Here is a 20,509-nt window from a genome sequence, read left to right as displayed (position 1 = left end):
ACAATAAAAAACTCTGAGAGCTTAACAGAATACAAACTTCAGGAAGGTATGTTTAAATAATATTTTGAACATACCTTCTTTCAATTTAAAAGCATATGAAATTTCTAAAGAAGATCAAATTAGCATCGCTACTCACAGTAGCGGCAACAGTATCTGCAAATGCTCAGGGAACACAACCCGTGAATGCAGACCTCAACAAAAACGGGAAGACCGACCCTTACGAAAATACCTTGCTGCCCATAAGCCAGAGGGTAGATGACCTGCTCTCGCGCTTGTCGGCAGAAGATAAAATAAACTTGGTGATGGGTACAGGAATGATAGGCTTCGAGCAGATAACGGGTTTTGAAGCCATAGATCCTCCTATGGAAGACAAGAGTTTTATGCTGCCGGGAGCTGCCGGATCAACATATCCACTGAAGAAATTCGGCCTGCCTGCGGTAATTATGACAGACGGCCCTGCAGGAGTCCGAATCATGCCAACCCGGAAGAATTCGGATAAAACATTCTATGCTACCGGATTTCCTACAGGTATCTCTTTGGCTTCGACATGGGATCAGGAGTTGACGCAGCAGGTAGGGAAAGCCCTCGGAGACGAGGCTCTCGAATATGGCTCGGATATACAATTGGCTCCGGCTCTCAATATTATGCGAAACCCGCTTTGCGGACGCAACTACGAATACTTTTCGGAAGATCCTGTTGTTTCGGGTAAAATTGCAGCAGCTATAACCCTTGGCATCCAGCACAAAGGAGTGGGTGTTTCTCTGAAACATTTCGCCGCAAATAACAGCGAAAGAAACCGTATGGGCTTGAATGTACATGTATCGGCACGGACATTAAGAGAAATTTACCTGAGAGGATTCGAAATAGCAGTGAAGGAATCGAACCCTAAAACAATTATGTCTTCTTATAACCTCATCAACGGTACATATACATCGGCCGACAGAGGATTGCTCACCGATATATTAAGAAATGAATGGGGATTCAAAGGGTTGGTGATGACCGACTGGTTTGGAGGATACAGCAGCGGAATCAATTTAGTGAGTGATGGTGCTATATCTCTGAAAGAAAATTATACGGCTCAGCAAATCCATGCAGGAAACGATCTGATAATGCCGGGTACACGCATGCAAATCGCCAATCTGAAAGCAGATATCAAGAATGGAAAACTTTCCGAAAAAGATCTGGATATTTGTGTAAGACGTGTATTGGAAATGATATTCAACTCACCTAAAATACAAGGGTATCAATACTCCGACTCTCCGGATCTGAAAGCTCACGCATTACTTACAAGGCAAGTTGCAGCAGAAGGAATGGTACTACTGAAAAATGAGCAAAAAGCTTTGCCTCTAAATTCCGCTCAAAAGAATCTCGCTATATTCGGCAGCATATCATATAAAATGATAGCCGGAGGTACGGGCAGCGGCGATGTAAACAAGGCTTATACTGTATCTTTGATGCAGGGTTTGGAAAATGCGGGATATTCTATCAATGGAAAGTTGGATAATATATACCGAAAGTTTGTAGAAAAAGAAGAATCTGACCTTAAAACAAAACTAAATAAAGACCCGTTTATGCTGATACCACTCATGCCTCAGCCTCAACTGAAAGAGTCTCTCATCCGTGAATCAGCCAATACTTGTGATGCAGCCATCATTACCATAGGACGCAGTTCGGGTGAAATGGAAGACCGCCCACTCGAAGGAGACTATTATCTGACTCAGGACGAACACAATCTCATAAACAATGTCTCGGAGGTTTTTCATCAAGCCGGAAAAAAAGTGATAGTAATAGTAAATACGGGAGGAATAATAGAAACAACGGGATGGAGCGATAAAGCAGATGCGGTTCTTTTCTCGTGGCTTCCCGGACAAGAAGGAGGTAATTCTATTGCAGATGTAATATCGGGCAAAGTAAACCCTTCGGGTAAACTGGCAATGACCATCCCTGTGAAATACGAAGACCTCTCTACTGCCCGAAATTTTCAGGGAACCCCTATCGACAAACCCACGGATATCACCTACAGCGAAGGCGTTTATGTTGGTTACAGATACTTCGATACATTTAATATAAAGCCCGCTTATGAATTCGGTTACGGATTGTCATATACTACTTTCAGTTTTTCTAATATCAAAATCAGTTCAGAGAACTTTAAAGAAGAATTATACATCACCGTAAATGTTAAGAATACAGGAAATACAGAAGGAAAAGAAGTAGCCCAGCTATATCTGTCTGCACCTAAAGGAGCCATTGATAAACCCGAAAAAGAGTTAAAAGCTTTTATCAAAACAAAACTTTTGCAGCCGGGAGAAACTCAAACCGTATATTTCAGATTATCGCCTAAAGACCTTGCATCTTTTAATGAACAGCAATGTGCATGGATTGCCGACGGGGGAACATACAAAGTTCTTATTGGCAATTCGTCGAGGGGCATTCAACAAACATCATCATTCACTCTGTCGGACGACAGGATTATCGAGAAGGTAAACAATGTCATTATTCCCGACATTAAGTTTACCGACTTACGACCTTAGCAGGTTGGTTTTTGAGAGATGGACGAGGATATGTGAAAAACACATATCCTTGTTTTTTTCTTATAAAAGAATACCTCCTTCAATTACCGATTCGTCTTATTCATAATATCTATTTCAAATAAATACCATCAATATGGTATTTTACAACAAATACAGACTACATAATTTTGTCGCAAAGCAAATCTTAAAAACAAAACGACATGGCTGCGATACAATCTCTTTTCCATAGTTTACGAAACACAAGCCTTCTGACTCCCGACAAGTCGGTTCTAAACTTTCTTGTAAACAGAGTTGCCGACCAGAACCAATCACTAAACCAAACGGATGGAAAGCAAAGCAGTAATATAAAGATCAGCAATCTGAATGTCAGCATAAAAGACAATCACATACTAAAAGATATAAATCTAGAGATTCCGAATAATAAGATTACCTGTATTATCGGTCCTTCGGGTTGCGGCAAATCTACTCTCCTGAAAACAGTAAACCGTTTGATAGATGATAACCGTGATGTGAAAATCAACGGACAAATAGAAGTTGACGGCGAAAATATATACGGCAAAAAGGTAGAAGTAACCCATATACGGAAGAAACTGGGATTGCTTTCGCAACGTCCTACTCCACTGCCTATGTCAATATATGACAACATCACATTCGGATGTAAAATACACGGAATACGGGGAAAGAAACGGCTGAATGAGGTTGTAAAGAATAACCTTATCGCCGCAGGATTATGGGAAGAAGTAAAAGATCGCTTACACTCTCCGGCATCCAGTTTATCAATAGGTCAGCAACAACGCCTATGTCTGGCTAGAGGGCTGGCTATTGAACCTCAATTTATACTCGGTGATGAATCAACTTCGGCACTCGATCCGATTTCGAGCCGGCATATCGAAGACCTGTTTCTTAAACTGAAAGAAAAATACGGGATCATTCTCGTTACTCATACACTCCGTCAGGCATTACGGATAGCCGATTATGTCGTATTTATATATCTTGGAGAGATTATTGAGACAGGCCCCGCAAAGGAACTCTTTAACAATCCGAAGCACGAACTTACCAAACAATACTTATCCGGAGTTTTCAGTTAATAACCAACTTAAGAATCTTTTATAAAAACAGCCACATGTATAAACTACCTGATACCTTAACAGAAGACATTTCCAATTTCGGGTCTTTAGCTAAGGAATTCGAACAAGGCATAATAGAGCCTCTCAAATTTAAAGTAACACGTGTACCGATGGGTATATACGAACAACGCAAAGATGGTGTATACATGGTGCGTGTACGTACAACAGGAGGTGTTATTCATCCGTTTCAATTTATTAACCTGATAGATATAGCCCGCAGGCACAACTCAAACTTATTACATATAACAACCCGGCAGGAAATACAGATCCAAAATCTGGAACTGAAAGAAGTCGAGAATATTCTGGAAGAGCTGAAAGAAATAGGTCTAAGCTCGAAAGGTGGAGGAGGAAATACGGTACGCAATATTCTGGTATCGGTTAACAGCGGTATTGATCCTGACGAAACATTCGATCTTACACCCCACGCTATGGCTATCACCAGTAAACTGATAGCCGAAAGCGACTCTTTTACTTTACCCCGAAAGCTTAAACTGGCATTTTCTTCGGATGAATCTCAACCTGACTATGCAGGAGTAAATGATCTGGGTTTCATTGCACGCATCAAAGACGGTAAACGAGGATATAAAGTATATCTCGGAGGTTCTGTAGCTTCAAAACCAACGATAGGATGGTTATTGTCGGATTTTATACCCGAAGAAAATCTATATGCTGTAGCAGAAGCAACCAAACAACTATTCTCACAGCATGGAAACAGGAAAAATAAACACAAGGCACGCCTGCGCTATATATTTTATAAAATAGGAGCGGAAGAGGTATTCAGGTTATTCAACCAATACTACGAAAAAGCAATAGCCGAAGCCCCTAAATTTATACCTGAAACCGCAGAACCTATTGCCGCTGTTCCATATCAATCGGTATCGGATAACACAAGTGAGGATTTTCGTAAGTGGAAAACCAGGTATGTAAATAAACAGAAACAATTGGGATACAATACAATTACAATCCCGTTTATTCATGGAAATATCAATATAGATAATGAAGACAATACGGAGAATGTATTGAATCTATTGCACTTCGTTTCTCAGTTCGGCAAAGATACCATTCGCTTTTCGACATTGCAGAATGTACACCTGCGGAACATTCCCGATACGGCACTATCCGATCTTTATGATAAAATTAAAATATTGGATGTAAAAACTGACCGTCCTCTCATTATTAATAATATAGTATCGTGTACCGGAGCGGACACCTGTCGCCTGGGTATCGGCTTATCGAAAGGACTGGCAACGGCGATCCGTAAAGCACTGGAAACAAACACGCTACTATTGGACGAAGTTTCGGATTTGCGTATTCAGATTTCAGGATGCCCCAATTCGTGCGGACAACAGGTATGGGCAGATCTCGGCTTTTCGGGTAAAGTTTTACGCACCGACCGCATTTATCCTGGATATCAAATATATGCAGGGGCCTCCCGTAAAGGCAATTTACAACTAGCTGAGCCAATCGGCAGCATGAATGCCCGTGATATACCCCGTTTTGTTGTAAAATTACTGAGCAAATATATTGACCGCAAAAACAGTTATGCCGATTTCAAAAGCTATATAGAATCCGAAGGAAAAGAATACATACTTCAGCTAATCGAAGAATACAAGGATATTCCCTCTTTTGACGATGACAAGAACTATTACTTCGATTGGGGAGCTCAGGAAATATTCAGCGTGGCAAGCAGGGGAGTCGGCGAATGTTCAGCGGGACTGTTCGATATGATAGATCTCGACTTGAAATACATCAATCAGAATAAACAGTCTTTACTTAACGAAACGGATGTAAATAAGACAAACAGCCTGTTGTATGATATTATTTACTCGGCATCACGCATGCTACTTATCACAAAAGGTGCAGAACCGAAGACTACAGACGAAACGTTCGACTTATTTATTTCTAATTTTATCAACAGCGGTTTAGTAGATAAGTCATTCGAAGAAATAGTTCTGACAGCTAAGAATCAGAAAGATTTTGATTTCTCATCAAAGAAAGAACTAATCTATAAGTTATCCGACAGAGTGATTGAACTGTACCAGAATATGGACGACTCGCTGCAATTCAAGGATGCTCCGGCACAAAAAGAACAGCAGCTTGTAAAAGCCGAAGAGAGTACAAGCTCTATAACCTCCAGATTTAAAGATTTAAGAGGAGTAGCCTGTCCGATGAATTTTGTGCAAACCAAAATACTGCTTTCGACCATGAAATCGGGCGAAATATTGGATATACTGCTCGATGACGGACAACCCATAGCTAATGTTCCGGGATCGGTAAAAAGCGAAGGACACGAAGTCCTATCACAAAATTCGGCAGGCGACCATTGGAAAGTAACTATAAGGAAAAAATAAACAGATAAGCCATAATATAAAACAATGAGCACAATAAAAGTAAATGACGAAGTTCAGGATATAAACCTGCCTCTTACTTTGATCGAACTGATCGCTTTAAATAATGTTGCACAACCCGATATGGTCTCTATTCAGATCAACGGCGAATTTATAGCACGTGACCAGTTCGAATCCACATCCATTAACGAAGGAGATGAAATAGACTTCCTTTATTTTATGGGAGGAGGTCAATAATGGACTTTACTTCCGAACAGATAGAACGGTACAGCCGTCACATCCTTTTGCAAGACATAGGAGTGGAAGGTCAGGAAAAAATCAACCAAGGAAAAGTGCTGGTCATCGGAGCCGGAGGTTTAGGTGCACCCATACTCCTGTATCTGGCGGCTGCCGGTGTCGGCACTCTTGGTATTATAGACGGGGATGTAGTAGATCTCAGTAATCTTCAACGTCAGGTCATTCATTTTACACCCGATGTAGGAAAACCAAAGGTTATATCTGCTCAAGAAAAGATAGAGAAAATAAATCCGGATGTAAAAGTTATCACCTATCATCAGTTCTTTACGGCAGAAAATGCTTTCGATATTATAAAAGATTATGATTTCATAGTAGACGGAACAGACAGTTTTCCGGTTAAGTTTTTGATAAACGATGCTTGTGTTCTTGCTGGAAAACCTTTTTCACATGGGGGGATACTCCGTTTCGACGGACAAACATTAACTCATATTCCGGGACATGCCTGTTACAGATGTGCTTTTCACAGCCCTCCTCCGCCCAATGCAGTACCGACTTGTTCTCAGGCAGGAGTATTGGGTGCGATAGCCGGAATGCTGGGAACCATTCAGGCGGCCGAAGTACTCAAGTTTTTGACTGACACAGGAGACTTGCTTACCGACAGGCTATTATCATTCAAAGCAAAGACTATGAACTTCAGGACAATAAAAGTAAAGAAGAATCATAAATGTCCTGTTTGCGGCGATACACCCTCCATAACAGAACTTGTAGAAGCAGAACAGGCAACTTGCGAACTTAAGAAGAGATAAGACAACAAACAGTTACTTAGACAAATGATAGAAATTCCACAACATATAATAGATGCTATAATCAAGCAGGCATACAATGAACTGCCCGATGAAGCCTGCGGACTCTTGACAGGAGAAGGCAATTCGGTCAGAAAGCAATATGCCCTTACAAATACAGATCATAGCCCGGAACACTTTTCATTCGATCCGAAAGAGCAGTTTGCTGTTCTGAAAGAAGCGAGAAAAGACAATCTGCAGATTATAGCAAATTATCACAGCCATCCGGCTACTGCGGCACGCCCTTCGGAGGAAGATATCCGTCTGGCATACGACCCCGATATTACTTACATTATTGTATCTCTGGCAGAGGCTGATCCTGTGATCAAGGCTTTCTCTATCAGAGAATGTATGGTACAACCGGTTGAGATCAAGATTATATAGGAGTATTATTCTTAATATTTTTGAACAGTCCACCCTGTTTTCCTATATGGAAAGCAGGGATTTTTTATATCCCTAATCAAACAACATCTATGAAAAAAGAAACGACACTATTACTTATTTATGCCCTGTCTGTATGGAGTTTCGGAGCATATGCGCAAACAATTAAAGTAGATGCGGAGATAAGATCGAGAGCCGAATACCGTCAGGGATTCAGGGAGCCTTTGGCTGATACATTGCGCTCATCAACAGTTAACAATCTCCGGACAAAACTCAACTTTGTCTATTCGGCAGAAAACATCAGAGCTAAAATATCCCTGCTCGATACCCGTACTTATGGAAGTACCTCCACTTCAAATACAGGAAACTCACTAGGTATACTCGAAGCCTGGGGTGAATACAGATTCAATCCGCAATTCGCTTTTACTCTGGGCAGACAGTCTCTCGAATATGACGACAAGCGGATTTTCTCGGCAAATAACTGGAGCAATACCCCGGGTGCACATGATCTTTTACTGGCAAAATATACTTCGGGTAAACTCGAAGCTCACTTAGGAACAGCCTGGAACAATGCAGGAGACAGTACTCAATATCTATCAGCATACACGAAAACATACAAATCACTTGTATTCTTGTGGTTGACCCATCCCATCGGTAAAGTTACAGCATCAGCCATAGCCGTAAACGAGTCCTTTGAGAAAGGGAACGAACCGACAATCCGTACTGTTTATAGAAATACGATAGGCACAAATATAGGTCTGAAAAACTCTCAAATTCCTTTATCTTTTTTGTTCTCGGCATATTATCAATTCGGTCATGATAACTCTCAGAAAGATCTCAATGCCTATTTACTTGCCTTGAAACTCGAACAACAGTTATCACAGATATGGACTGTACATGCCGGAGGAGATTGGTTTTCGGGATCAGATACTAAAACGACATCATCAAAAAGCCACACATTCAACAAACTATATGGAACCAATCATGCCTTCAACGGCTCAATAGAATATTGGGGAAACATACCCTCGCAAGGATTAACCGATTTATATGGTGGCATTTCCGCCCGTTTCTCTCCTAAATTCGACATTGATTTTACCTTTCATAAATTCTCGACAAGTAAAAGCATCAGTGAAAATGTAGGAAAGAACATCGGTTCGGAGATAGACATCACCGCTAATTACAATCTGTCAAAAGAATTCAGCCTGCAGGGAGGATGGTCGGGTTATTTTGTCACAAAGGGAACAAGGATTATCAAAAAGAAAACTGATATTGATACTAAATTTCCACAATGGGCATACATTATGATTGCTTTCAAACCTACTTTCTTTTCAAAATAACAGAATTAACCTTAAAATAGAATATATCTATGCGATATATACCTCATTTATGGTATTTACCTGCATAATATATCCGAATACCTTTGTTTCAATCTAAGTCACAAGCAATTGATAACATTCCTCAGGGGATGAATACATTACTATAAAATAACATTTTTTACAAACGTTCTCATTCTTTTCCTGAAATCGGAAAAAACTTAAAAACATAATACTGAGATCTTAATCACGACAATTATGAAAACAATTCACTTTATAGTACTGGCAGGAGCAATGTTACTTCTCTCATGCTCCGGTAAAAGCAAGCAGGAACCGGCCTCGGCAGATGGCCTTAGCGGAGAAATACAGCTATCGGGAGCTTTTGCCCTGTATCCTATGGCTGTAAAATGGGCGGATGAATTCAAAAAACTGCATCCGAATGTACGCATTGATGTTTCAGGAGGTGGTGCAGGAAAAGGTATGACCGATGCTTTGGCTGGAGTGGTAGATCTGGGAATGGTATCCCGTGAAATTTATCCTGAAGAGAAAGCCAAAGGAGCCTTCGCTATTGCTGTTGTCAAAGATGCTGTAGTACCTACTATAAATGCAAATAACCCAGAATCGGCAAATATCAAAAGAATAGGGCTAAAGAAAGAGGTGGCTCAAAGACTCTGGAACAATGAAATTACGACATGGGGAGGAATACTCGGAACCGACAGCAAAATACCTGTACATGTATTTACCCGCTCCGACGCATGCGGTGCAGCCGAAACTTTTGCGGCATGGCTGGGTAGAAAACAAGAAAACCTCAGAGCTACAGCCGTATTCGGTGATCCCGGCGTAGCATCTGCTGTACAGAAAGACAGAGTTGGCATAGGGTACAACAATATAGCATACGCATACGATCAGAAAACGAAAAAGCCTTTCGAAGGTTTATCAATTATTCCTCTCGACACAAACGGAAACGGACAGATAGATCCCGAAGAAGATTTTTACGGATCTACCGAAAGCCTTATCGCTGCCATCAATGACGGCAGATACCCTTCTCCTCCGGCCCGTGATTTATATCTCGTGGCAAAAAGTAGACCGACCAAACCGGAAGTGATTGAATTTTTAAAGTACATCCTTACCGAAGGACAGAAATATGCAGGAGAAACTGGTTATATCGGTCTGTCTCAAGAGAAACTGAAAGCAGAAACCGAAAATTTAAAATAAAACAACTCAGGTCACTTACTTATATCTAAATGTCAACACTTTTACTGAAGAAACGAATATTAAAAAACAAGATAGCAAAGGGGACTATGTTCGGGTTGACCATAGTCTCACTTCTTATTCTTATAACCATGGCCGTTGGTTTGTATCTGAAATCTTCCTCCATATTAGAAAACAATAGTATATGGGGATTAATATCGGGATCTGAATGGCAGCCTATTTCCGGTAAATTCGGCTTTTATTCATTTATTATCAGCTCGCTGTATGTAACAATTCTGGCTGTTGCGATTGCCCTCCCTATATCATTGCTTACCGCTCTGTTTCTGACTGAAAACGCCCATCCCCTTATCAAAAAAATCATTTTTCCGGTACTCGATATTCTGGCGGGAATCCCCTCGGTGGTTTACGGATTGTGGGGGACACTGATTATAGTTCCGTGGATAGCCGATGTTATAGGCCCTCACTTTGTCGACTACACAAGCGGATATACCGTGTTAGCGGGAGGGATAGTGCTCAGTGTAATGATTATCCCGCTACTGGTCAGTTTATTTATAGAAATATTTGCAACCGTACCCAAAGATTTCAAAGATGCATCGACATCTTTAGGAGCAACCCGCTGGCAGACATCACGCATGGTGGTTGTCCGTAAAGCTATGCCGGGCATTATAGCATCGGTAGTACTAGCCATATCCCGTGCATTTGGCGAGACACTGGCTGTACTGATGGTCTGTGGAAATATGCTGAACACTCCGTCTTCGGTTTTCGACAGCTGCTATCCTTTACCGGCTCTGATAGCCAATAACTATGGAGAGATGCTATCCCTCCCTACATACGAATCGGCTCTGATGTTTGCCGCTTTGATCATGTTTGTCATCATACTGATTTTTAATGCTGTATCACGAATAATACTACAACAGGTAGAGAAAAAATTCAAGCTATGAAATTTAAATTTATAGAAGAAAAGATATTTAATCTGCTGATGTTCATCGCAACGCTTATTGTCTTCGGCTTTTTTGCAAGTATTGTGTGGACTATAGCCAAAAACGGAATTCCGCCTATCACATGGGAGATGATTTCGGAGCTTCCCGGCGGAGGATTTTATCTTGGTAAAGAAGGAGGTATACTCAATGCCATCACCGGATCAGCTCTGATCGTATCGGGGGCAACACTGCTGGGATTAGGTATCAGTATTCCTGTTGTATTCTATCTGAACATCTATCTACGGAAAGATTCTAAGCTGGCTTACCTCACCAGACTCTCCTTCGATGTATTATTCGGTATACCATCTATTGTTTACGGAGCTTTTGCTTTTACAATTATGATATTCTTCGGGCTGAAAACATCTTTGCTAGGAGGTATTATTGTGATCACATTGCTTATCATACCCATCTTTATACGGTCGATGGACGAAGTCGCCCGTTCTGTTTCGAAAGACCTCATTGACGCCAGTTACTCACTGGGAGCCACAAAACTCGAAACAGGCAAAGTAATATTAAGACAGATCGCTCCGGGGATTGTCACCGCCACGCTACTCTCTATCGGGCGGGCTATCGGTGATGCGGCAGGGGTTATGTTTACAGCCGGTTTTACCGACAATATACCGACATCACTAAACCAGCCGGCGGCAACTCTTCCTTTATCGGTATTTTTTCAACTGAGCAGCCCCATTCCTGAAGTCAGGGAAAGAGCATATGCAGCAGCATTGCTTTTAACCATTATAGTACTGATATTGAGTATAGCGGGCAGGCTTGTCACCAACCGGTTTTCAAAGAATAAAATACAATGAGAGACAGTAAATACATTAAAGTAGGAGGACGAAAAAGTCCGTTATCCATACTTCAGATCAAAGAAGTACTTTCATACTTTCCGTCTGTCGTATACGAACTCATCACAATGGATTCTTACGGGGATAAAAATAAGCAGATATCACTGATGAACAAGATCGCTCCGGATTTTTTCACCCGTGAACTGGATACACTTTTGTTAAATGACGAAGCGGATATTATAATACATTCAGCCAAAGACCTGCCTTATCCACTGCCTCAAGGAATTAAATTACTGGCATTATTCGAGGCTTTTGACAAAACAGATTCTTTAGTGAGCCGAGGCAATCTGACTCTGGGTCAACTTCCTCCCGGATCGAAAGTCGGAACAAGTTCCCCAACCCGTAAAGCCGAACTTGAAAAAATACGCCCCGATGTAACTGTTATCAGCATCAGAGGCACTATCGAAGAACGAATACAACAGGTAGACGAGGGCAAGATAGATGCGTTAATAGTCGCCTCATGCGCTCTGAAACGACTTGGTTTAACCAATAGGACAGCCGAAGTATTACCATTCAGAACGCATCCGCTGCAAGGAAACTTAGCCGTGACAGCAAAATCAGGAAGAACCGATCTTCAAGAATTATTCGAATCTCATGATATAAGAAAAAAGTACGGACAGGTAACTCTGGTAGGCTTTGGTCCCGGGAATCCCGATTTATTGACAATAGCAGGCGACAAAGCTTTGTCTGATGCCGATGTGATTTTTCATGATGACCTTCTCGACCGTGATTTTCTGAATAAATATCCGGCTATAAAAATTTATGTCGGCAAACGGTTTGGCAATCATAGTTATAATCAGGATGAAATCAACGAATTAATATATGAAGCCGCAATCAGTGGAAAATCGGTAGTAAGACTCAAAGGAGGAGACCCTATGATTTTTGCTCACGGGCGGGAAGAGATAGATTTTCTTCAAAGCCGTTATGTAACCGTGCGTGTTATACCGGGAATTTCCGCTGCAATAGCATTATCCGCTTACACACACATTCCTCTTACACATAGGGGCATTGCGTCTTCAGTTGCTTTTATCACAGGACATTCAATTGATAATCTGCAAGTTCCAGATGCCGACACTTTGGTTTATTATATGGGCGGAAATAATTATACGGCTATAACAACTGCCGCAATCAAAAAAGGCTTACCGGAGCACACACCTGTGGCTTTGGTACACAATATTTCTCTTCCAGACCAGAAAATATTTTATTCAACTATAGGAAGATTAGCCAAAGAACAGATAAAGTATCCAACACCTGTAGTTATTATGATAGGGAAAGTGGTTGCTTTCGAGAGCAATATCCCAATCCCAAAAATATTGATAACAGGCTCTTCTACAGATAAATACACGCATCTCGGAGAAATCACACATACTCCGCTTATCAAAATTGACAAGAATAAAGATAATGCCGCTCTGATCAGCTCTATCGAAAACATCAAAAATACAGACTGGATTATTTTTACCAGCCGATATGGTGTACAATATTTCTTCGAAACATTCAAAGAAATGCATAAGGATATACGCACGCTTAATCATGTCAAAATAGCGTCAGTCGGCAAAGTGACATCGTCGGTATTGGCAGGCTTTAGCATAACTACGGATTTTGAATCCACTACGGAATCAGCCGAAGGCATCATCCGCTTTTTTAAAGACCAATCGATCAGCAACAAAAATATCCTACTGCCCCGTTCCGATAAAGGGTTGAAATACTTATCAGACGAATTAACAGATCTGGGAAATCAGGTCTTTGATATACCCGTATATTATAATACACAAAATGAAAAGACAACCGTTCAGGATTTATCCGTTTATGATAAAATCGTCTTTTCATCACCATCAGGTGTCGATGCTTTTATGGATATATACAAAGAGATACCACCCGATATAGAAATAATAACAAAAGGAAAAACAACTGCATCAGCACTCAGTAAAAGTATAAAATGAAACGATTCAGACAATATAGAACCACCCCCGAAACCAGAGACCGGTATGCAGATGTACATATTCATGCCGAAGATCTTATATATCCGTATTTTATTGTTGAAGGAGATAATATTAAACACGAAATATCCTCAATGAAAGGAGTTTTCCATCTTTCAATTGATCTTCTTCTAACTGACATCGAAGACCTGTTATCTCTCGGTATCAATAAGATACTCTTGTTCGGAGTTATCGACGATAATAAAAAGGACGAAACGGGAAGCCCCGCATACACTCCCGATAATATAATCAGCAGAGCGGTAATAGCAATAAAAAATCATTATCCGCAAGTGGTTATATTCACCGATGTCTGTTTATGCGAATATACATCCCACGGACATTGCGGACTTCTTCACAATCACGATGTCGACAACGATTCTACCCTGCCCTTACTTGCCGAAATGGCTTATCAGCACGCTATAGCCGGAGCCGATTTTGTTGCGCCGTCTTCGATGATGGACGGGCAGGTGGAAGCAATAAAAAGACGATTGAGCGAAGAGAATTTAAACACTAAGATTCTCGCTTATTCTGCAAAATACGCATCGGCTTTTTACGGGCCGTTCAGAGACGCAGCAGGTTCTGCTCCATCTTTCGGCGACCGTAAGTCATACCAAATGGATTTTCGCACATCAAATCAAGGATTGGAAGAAACGGTTGCCGATATCGAGGAAGGAGCGGACTGGATAATGGTAAAACCGGCTATGGCCTACCTCGATATTGTACAAAGGGCATCTGTGCTGTTTCCCGATTATCCACTGGTTACATATCAGGTATCAGGTGAATATTCGATGCTGAAATCAGGAGCTGCTCAGGGTTTCTTTGATGAGGCACGGATATTCTTCGAAAGCCTTACTGCCATGAAACGGGCAGGAGCCAAATACATTATAACTTATTATGCTAAAGATTTCATACGTCAACAACAAAACTCTTCAATATGAAAAATAAACTTACCCATCTGAAAGAACTCGAATCGGAATCAATATACGTATTGCGGGAAGTCGCTGCACAATTCGAAAAGCCCGTGTTATTATTTTCGGGAGGCAAAGATTCCATCGTAATGGCTCATCTGGCTTACAAGGCTTTTTATCCGTCTGCGATACCTTTTCCGTTCTTACACATCGACACAGGACATAATTTTGAAGAAACAATCACTTTTCGTGATGATCTGGTCAAACGTCTGGGGGTAAAACTGCTTGTAGGATCGGTACAGGAATCAATCGATTCGGGTAAAGTTGCAGAAGAACAAGGGTACAATGCCAGCCGGAACAAATTACAGACTGTAACACTTCTGGATTCTCTCGAAAAATATAAGTTCGATGCGGCTCTTGGCGGAGCACGTAGGGACGAGGAAAAAGCCCGTGCGAAAGAACGATTTTTCTCTCACCGGGATGAGTTCGGGCAATGGGATCCCAAGAATCAACGACCTGAATTATGGAATATATTCAATGGAAAAAAACATCTGGGTGAACATTTCCGTGTTTTTCCTCTGAGTAACTGGACAGAAATGGATATCTGGCAATACATCCTACAGGAAAACATCGAACTCCCAAATCTCTATTATACCCACGAACGGGATGTATTTGAACGGGACGGCGTATGGCTGGCTCATTATCCGTTTATGAAACTGAAGCCCGAAGAGAAAATCATCAAAAAAAGGATTCGCTGCCGCACAATCGGAGATATTACATGCACGGGCTTAACTGTTTCGGAAGCCAATTCTCTGGAAGATATTATCAATGAAATAGCCTCATCCCGTGTTACCGAAAGGGGTGGAAGAGCAGACGACAAGCGTTCGGAAGCAGCTATGGAAGACCGTAAAAAAGCAGGCTATTTTTAAATCTCAGTTCTCGTTAAGTGACAGAAAATATTTAATGACACATTATGGAAGCATAACCAGCTCTGGTTGTTACACCTGCCTAAGTAATAAATAGTTCTGCGAACTTAAAGCTAAGACCTTATTATTCATCACAAAAAAGAAAAAACTATCATGAGTGGATATTTAGATATGGAGTTACTTCGTTTCACTACAGCAGGAAGCGTAGATGACGGAAAAAGCACCTTAATCGGGCGTTTATTATACGACAGCAAATCGATTTTCGAAGATCAGCTCGAAGCCGTGAAAAGTGCAAGCGAACGTTTAGGAAACGAAGAGGTAAACCTCGCATTGCTGACCGACGGATTAAGAGCCGAACGCGAACAGGGCATAACCATAGATGTGGCATACCGCTATTTTGCAACACCTAAACGCAAATTCATTATTGCCGATACGCCCGGGCATATAGAATATACCCGTAACATGGTCACCGGAGCATCTACAGCAGATGCTGCCATCATTCTGGTTGATGCCCGAAACGGGATTATCGAACAAACCAAACGCCACTCGTACGTGGCATCACTCCTGCAAATACCGAATGTAATACTTGCAGTAAACAAAATGGATCTGGTCGATTTTTCGGAGGAAGTATTCAATAAAATACAAGCGGAATACAAAATTATAGCCGAAAAGCTCCAACTCAAGAACATACACTTTATACCTATCTCGGCACGGGACGGCGATAATGTAGTAGACCGTTCTCAGCATACTCCGTGGTACAAAGGCAGTACATTGCTCCAATTGCTCGAAACTCTGCCTGTGCGTGCAGACGAAAGCGAGTTACCGGCTCGCCTACCTGTACAGTATGTTATACGTCCGCAAAGCGATAATTTTCACGATTACAGGGCATATGCCGGACGTATTGCTTCCGGAAGTTTCAAAACAGGAGATAAGGTAACTATTCTTCCTTCATTTACACAATCGACTATTACGGCAATAGATGAGGCTGAAAAATCTCTAGGGGAAGCCTTTTCTCCACAATCGGTAGCGATACGCCTGGCCGACAATGTAGATATCAGCCGGGGTGACATGATTGTAAAATCGGACAAACAACCCAATCTCAATGCAAATGTATCGCTGATGGTCTGCTGGCTCAATCACCGCCCGTTATATACCGGAGGACGCTACATTATCAGACATACAACAGACGAAGTTCTTGGTATTGTAAAAGATATCAGCTATAAGGTAAATATAAACACATTGGAAAATATAACTGAGGTTGATCAACTCGCAATGAACGATATAGGCTATATATCAATCAAGACATCCAAACCTTTGAAATACGACTTATACGCTAATAACCGAGTTACGGGCAGCCTTGTAATAATAGATCAGAATACCTTCGAAACAGTCGGAGCAGGTATGATTGTAGCTCCTATCGAAGAAGAGATATTTACTATCTAACAGGAAGTTGATATGAATACAGAATATATAGATCAGCTGAATATCCGTTTCAAAGACTCATCGCCGGAAGAACTGCTCTCCTTCTTCTTACATGAGTATAAAGGACGGATAGCTTTGGCTTCGAGTCTCGGATTGGAAGATCAGGTACTGACCGACATCATTGTAAAGATAGATCGTGATGCACGTATCTTCACCATAGATACAGGACGCTTGTTTCCTGAGACATATTCGCTTATCGACAAGACTAATATCAAATACAATATCAAATTGGATGTATACTTTCCGAACGCCGAAAATGTAGAACTATTTTACAAAAAGAACGGGGTAAACAGTTTCTACGAAAGTGTGGATAAACGAAAGGAATGCTGTAAGGTAAAAAAGATAGAACCATTGCTCAGGGCATTGTCAGGACTGGATGTGTGGATATGCGGATTGCGGCACGAACAGTCTGTTACCCGAACAGGTATTCAGCCTGTGGAATGGGACGAAGCGAATCAACTGATAAAGATAAACCCGCTGGCAGACTGGAGCGAGACTGATGTATGGTCGTATATCAAAACACATCAGATTCCCTACAATAAACTCCACGATAAAGGTTTTCCGAGTATCGGATGCCAATCGTGTACCCGTGCGATAACAGAGGGCGAAGATATCAGAGCCGGACGCTGGTGGTGGGAGAATCCCGAACACAAGGAATGCGGATTGCACCGCAGATAAGATCAAAAAAAAGAAAAATATGAACAGAGACGATCTCTTATTTCTTCCTATATCCATCAATATAACAGGGAAAAAAATATTACTGATAGGAGGTGGTAATGTAGGCTATCATAAAGCATCTATATTATACCGATTTACAGATAAAGCAACTATTATCGCTCCCGAATTTCACGAAGGATTCAATAATCTGCCTTTTACGCTTGTTCAGAAAAGATATTCTACACAGGATCTGGAAGGTGCTTTTCTGGTGTATATATGTACCGAAAATAAGGAGCTGAACCATACTATAAAAAAAGAGTGTGAAGAACGGGGCATTCTGGCTAGTGTATGTGATGACCCGATTGAATGCGATTTTACCTCTCCTGCCATATATAAAAACGGAAATGTTACAATTGCCATAGCATCCAATGCTCAAAATGTACACCAGTCTATCGGAATCCGAAACAGGGTACAGGAGCTGGTTGAAGACGGAAGCATCAAAATCAGGTAAGAAAATGATCCGGGCTTATTTTTGAACGGATCTTTTTAATGCAATTATGAATTGAAATAAATGATAAATTTTCAAACTATAAATCACCACGATTATACGGTATCCGAAAGAGAAAACCTCAGCAGACTGATGCATATAGATGCAAAAATCCCGCATGTATACCTGCATACCTGCAACCGCACAGAAGTATATTGGGGTGATAAGGAAATATCGGAAAACACTGCCCGACATTTATTCAGGGTAGCATCGGGTCTCGAATCGGGACTCATCGGCGAAAGGGCAATACAAGGGCAGTTAAAGAACGCATACCAGACAGCCTGCAGCGAATACAAACTGTCGTCTCACCTGCATAAGCTCTTCCAGACAGCCATACATACAGGGAAACGGGTCAGAACCGAAACGCATATTTCGGAAGGAGCCATGTCTCATAGTCTTGCAACAATACAAATACTGAAAGACCGCCATATCGATTTAAACAAGAAAACAGTAAGTATTATCGGCGTTAATAAACTGACGGAAGATATATTCAAATACCTGAAATCGCAAGGTGCAAAGCATCTGTTTTTGTCGAACCGCAATTACAACAAAGCAATTGATATGGCTCAAAAATATGGCTCGGAAGTTATCCCTTTCGGTGAAAAGAAATCATTGCTCCAACAAACCGATGTACTGATCTGCGCGACATCAGCCCCTCATCTTATAATCAATACGGAAGACATAGAGGAGTCTAAATCATTGATCATATTTGATCTGGCATTTCCGAGGGATGTAGACCCTTCGCTGAAAGGCAGAGCCGGAATAGAACTCCTTAACCTCGATGATATAGAGCAAACCGTTCAATCGAATATCCGCTTACGCGAAAAGGAAGTGAAACAAGCGGAAATAATCATAAACCAAGAAATCGAAAATCTGAAAGAATGGCAGCGGCAAGCCGTTCTTCACAAAACTACGGTAATATGAACAGACAAGAATCAATAAAGGCTTATGAACAAGCTATTAAATATATCCCGGGAGGAGTAAACAGTCCTGTCAGGGCATTGAAGAGTGTCGGAGAGTCACCTCTTTTCATTAAAAAAGCCGAAGGGGTAACACTTACCGATATAGATAACAATACATTTACCGACTATTGCCTGTCGTGGGGAGTATTTATACAAGGACATACCCATCCAAAAGTACAGGATGCGGTTTACAAATCCATTGCCAACGGAACAAGCTATGGTATACCAAGCATTCAGGAAACAGTTTTAGCCCAGTTGGTCAATAAGCATGTCCCTTCCATGGAGAAAGTCAGGTTTGTAAACTCGGGAACTGAAGCTGTAATGAGTGCAATACGACTTGCACGGGGATTTACGAAGCGTAATATTATTATCAAATTCGACGGGTGTTATCACGGTCATGCCGATCATTTGCTGGTGTCGGCAGGCTCGGGAGTCGCCAGTCTGGGAGGATCTTCTTCAGCAGGAGTACCCGATAGCTTTACACGATACACAATCAGTCTTCCTTTTAATGATACAGAAAGCTTACGAAAGCTATTCTCCGAGAAAGGGTATGACATTGCCGCCATTATTGTAGAACCTGTTCCTGCTAATATGGGTGTAGTGATACCTAAAGACAATTTTCTGAAATTTCTGAGAGAAATCACATTACAATATCGGTCTTTACTTATTTTTGATGAAGTGATCACCGGATTCAGGCTGTCGATCGGAGGAGCACAAAAACGCTTTGGGATCACTCCCGATCTGACTACTTTAGGAAAAATTGTAGGTGGAGGTTTTCCGGCGGCGGCATTTGGCGGCAGAGAGGAAATTATGAACATGCTTGCTCCATGCGGACCGGTTTATCAGGCGGGGACACTATCGGGAAATCCGATTGCCATGACTGCCGGAATAAATGCAATAGAGATTCTCGAAGACAGCGGTTTTTATCAGGATCTGGAAGAAAAATCAGAAGCTTTCCTGTCTGCATTACAAGCTGAAACCCTGTCAAAAGACATACAGATAAACTTCATAGGATCTATGTTTACGCTGTTTTTCACTGACGGCGAAGTACAATCATTCACTGATGTGAAAAAGTGTGACACAGAGCGTTTTGCCCGTTTTTTCAGGTATATGCTTGCGGCAAATATTTATATCTCTCCATCTCAGTTCGAATCTAACTTTATATCATCAGCTCACAGCGATCTCCATTTAGAAAGATTCATTGATCTTACCCGTAAATTTTCGGGGTAAGTACA

18 protein-coding genes are annotated in these 20,509 nt (G+C 41.4%); all 18 read left to right on the top strand.

What is annotated here, in order from left to right; all coding sequences use genetic code 11:
- Positions 1-95 precede the first annotated feature (95 nt).
- The 18 genes from AABJ51_RS15155 to hemL all read left to right on the top strand — a co-directional run bounded on the left by AABJ51_RS15155 (position 96) and on the right by hemL (position 20,504).
- On the top strand, positions 96-2,531 hold the full coding sequence (locus AABJ51_RS15155; RefSeq protein ID WP_338373245.1) for a beta-glucosidase: 2,436 nt from the start codon (positions 96-98) through the stop codon (positions 2,529-2,531).
- A gap of 200 nt (positions 2,532-2,731) precedes the next feature.
- Entirely contained in the window at positions 2,732-3,619 is an 888-nt protein-coding gene (locus AABJ51_RS15150) for a phosphate ABC transporter ATP-binding protein (protein WP_084158535.1), read from the top strand.
- Between the two features lie 35 nt (positions 3,620-3,654).
- Complete coding sequence (locus AABJ51_RS15145; RefSeq protein WP_338373244.1) at positions 3,655-6,009, top strand: ferredoxin-like domain-containing protein; 2,355 nt, start codon at positions 3,655-3,657, stop codon at positions 6,007-6,009.
- 24 nt (positions 6,010-6,033) lie between these two features.
- The gene (gene thiS, locus AABJ51_RS15140) at positions 6,034-6,243 is read left to right on the top strand and encodes a sulfur carrier protein ThiS (protein WP_026626354.1); all 210 of its coding nucleotides are present in this window, start codon (positions 6,034-6,036) and stop codon (positions 6,241-6,243) included.
- On the top strand, positions 6,243-7,049 hold the full coding sequence (locus AABJ51_RS15135) for a HesA/MoeB/ThiF family protein (RefSeq protein WP_338373243.1): 807 nt from the start codon (positions 6,243-6,245) through the stop codon (positions 7,047-7,049). The genes thiS and AABJ51_RS15135 overlap by 1 nt, the downstream gene beginning before the upstream one ends.
- 24 nt (positions 7,050-7,073) lie before the next feature.
- On the top strand, positions 7,074-7,469 hold the full coding sequence (locus tag AABJ51_RS15130; protein ID WP_026626352.1) for a M67 family metallopeptidase: 396 nt from the start codon (positions 7,074-7,076) through the stop codon (positions 7,467-7,469).
- 89 nt (positions 7,470-7,558) lie between these two features.
- Positions 7,559-8,803, top strand: a complete 1,245-nt coding sequence (locus AABJ51_RS15125; RefSeq protein ID WP_338373242.1) for an alginate export family protein — start codon at positions 7,559-7,561, stop codon at positions 8,801-8,803.
- 234 nt (positions 8,804-9,037) lie between these two features.
- Positions 9,038-9,994 carry a PstS family phosphate ABC transporter substrate-binding protein gene (locus AABJ51_RS15120; protein WP_338373241.1) on the top strand — a complete coding sequence of 319 codons (957 nt, stop codon included), beginning with the start codon at positions 9,038-9,040 and terminating at the stop codon, positions 9,992-9,994.
- Between the two features lie 29 nt (positions 9,995-10,023).
- A complete protein-coding gene (gene pstC / locus AABJ51_RS15115) occupies positions 10,024-10,932 on the top strand; it encodes a phosphate ABC transporter permease subunit PstC (RefSeq protein WP_134435709.1) in 909 nt (302 codons plus the stop codon).
- Complete coding sequence (locus tag AABJ51_RS15110) at positions 10,929-11,777, top strand: PstA family ABC transporter permease (RefSeq protein WP_338373240.1); 849 nt, start codon at positions 10,929-10,931, stop codon at positions 11,775-11,777. The genes pstC and AABJ51_RS15110 overlap by 4 nt, the downstream gene beginning before the upstream one ends.
- Positions 11,774-13,756, top strand: a complete 1,983-nt coding sequence (gene cobA / locus AABJ51_RS15105) for a uroporphyrinogen-III C-methyltransferase (RefSeq protein WP_338373239.1) — start codon at positions 11,774-11,776, stop codon at positions 13,754-13,756. Before AABJ51_RS15110 ends, cobA begins: the two co-directional genes overlap by 4 nt.
- Complete coding sequence (hemB, locus tag AABJ51_RS15100; RefSeq protein ID WP_338373238.1) at positions 13,753-14,730, top strand: porphobilinogen synthase; 978 nt, start codon at positions 13,753-13,755, stop codon at positions 14,728-14,730. The genes cobA and hemB overlap by 4 nt, the downstream gene beginning before the upstream one ends.
- Positions 14,727-15,629 (top strand): sulfate adenylyltransferase subunit CysD, encoded by a 903-nt coding sequence (cysD, locus tag AABJ51_RS15095; protein ID WP_338373237.1) that lies wholly within the window; start codon positions 14,727-14,729, stop codon positions 15,627-15,629. Before hemB ends, cysD begins: the two co-directional genes overlap by 4 nt.
- Positions 15,630-15,779: 150 nt before the next feature.
- Positions 15,780-17,069 (top strand): sulfate adenylyltransferase subunit 1, encoded by a 1,290-nt coding sequence (locus tag AABJ51_RS15090; RefSeq protein WP_338373236.1) that lies wholly within the window; start codon positions 15,780-15,782, stop codon positions 17,067-17,069.
- A gap of 12 nt (positions 17,070-17,081) precedes the next feature.
- Positions 17,082-17,786: a phosphoadenylyl-sulfate reductase gene (locus tag AABJ51_RS15085; protein WP_026626345.1), complete on the top strand. Its 705-nt coding sequence runs from the start codon at positions 17,082-17,084 to the stop codon at positions 17,784-17,786.
- A gap of 19 nt (positions 17,787-17,805) precedes the next feature.
- Positions 17,806-18,276, top strand: coding sequence for a precorrin-2 dehydrogenase/sirohydrochlorin ferrochelatase family protein (locus AABJ51_RS15080; protein WP_338373235.1), 471 nt, complete (start codon positions 17,806-17,808; stop codon positions 18,274-18,276).
- 60 nt (positions 18,277-18,336) lie between these two features.
- Positions 18,337-19,236: a glutamyl-tRNA reductase gene (gene hemA / locus AABJ51_RS15075; protein WP_338373234.1), complete on the top strand. Its 900-nt coding sequence runs from the start codon at positions 18,337-18,339 to the stop codon at positions 19,234-19,236.
- Positions 19,233-20,504 carry a glutamate-1-semialdehyde 2,1-aminomutase gene (hemL, locus tag AABJ51_RS15070; protein ID WP_338373233.1) on the top strand — a complete coding sequence of 424 codons (1,272 nt, stop codon included), beginning with the start codon at positions 19,233-19,235 and terminating at the stop codon, positions 20,502-20,504. The genes hemA and hemL overlap by 4 nt, the downstream gene beginning before the upstream one ends.
- The last annotated feature ends 5 nt before the right edge of the window (positions 20,505-20,509 follow it).

The organism is Indolivaga capnocytophagoides, from assembly GCF_036511535.1.
Taxonomy (GTDB): Bacteria; Bacteroidota; Bacteroidia; order Bacteroidales; family Dysgonomonadaceae; genus Dysgonomonas_A; species Dysgonomonas_A capnocytophagoides.
This window is presented reverse-complemented; position numbering and strand designations above follow the sequence as displayed.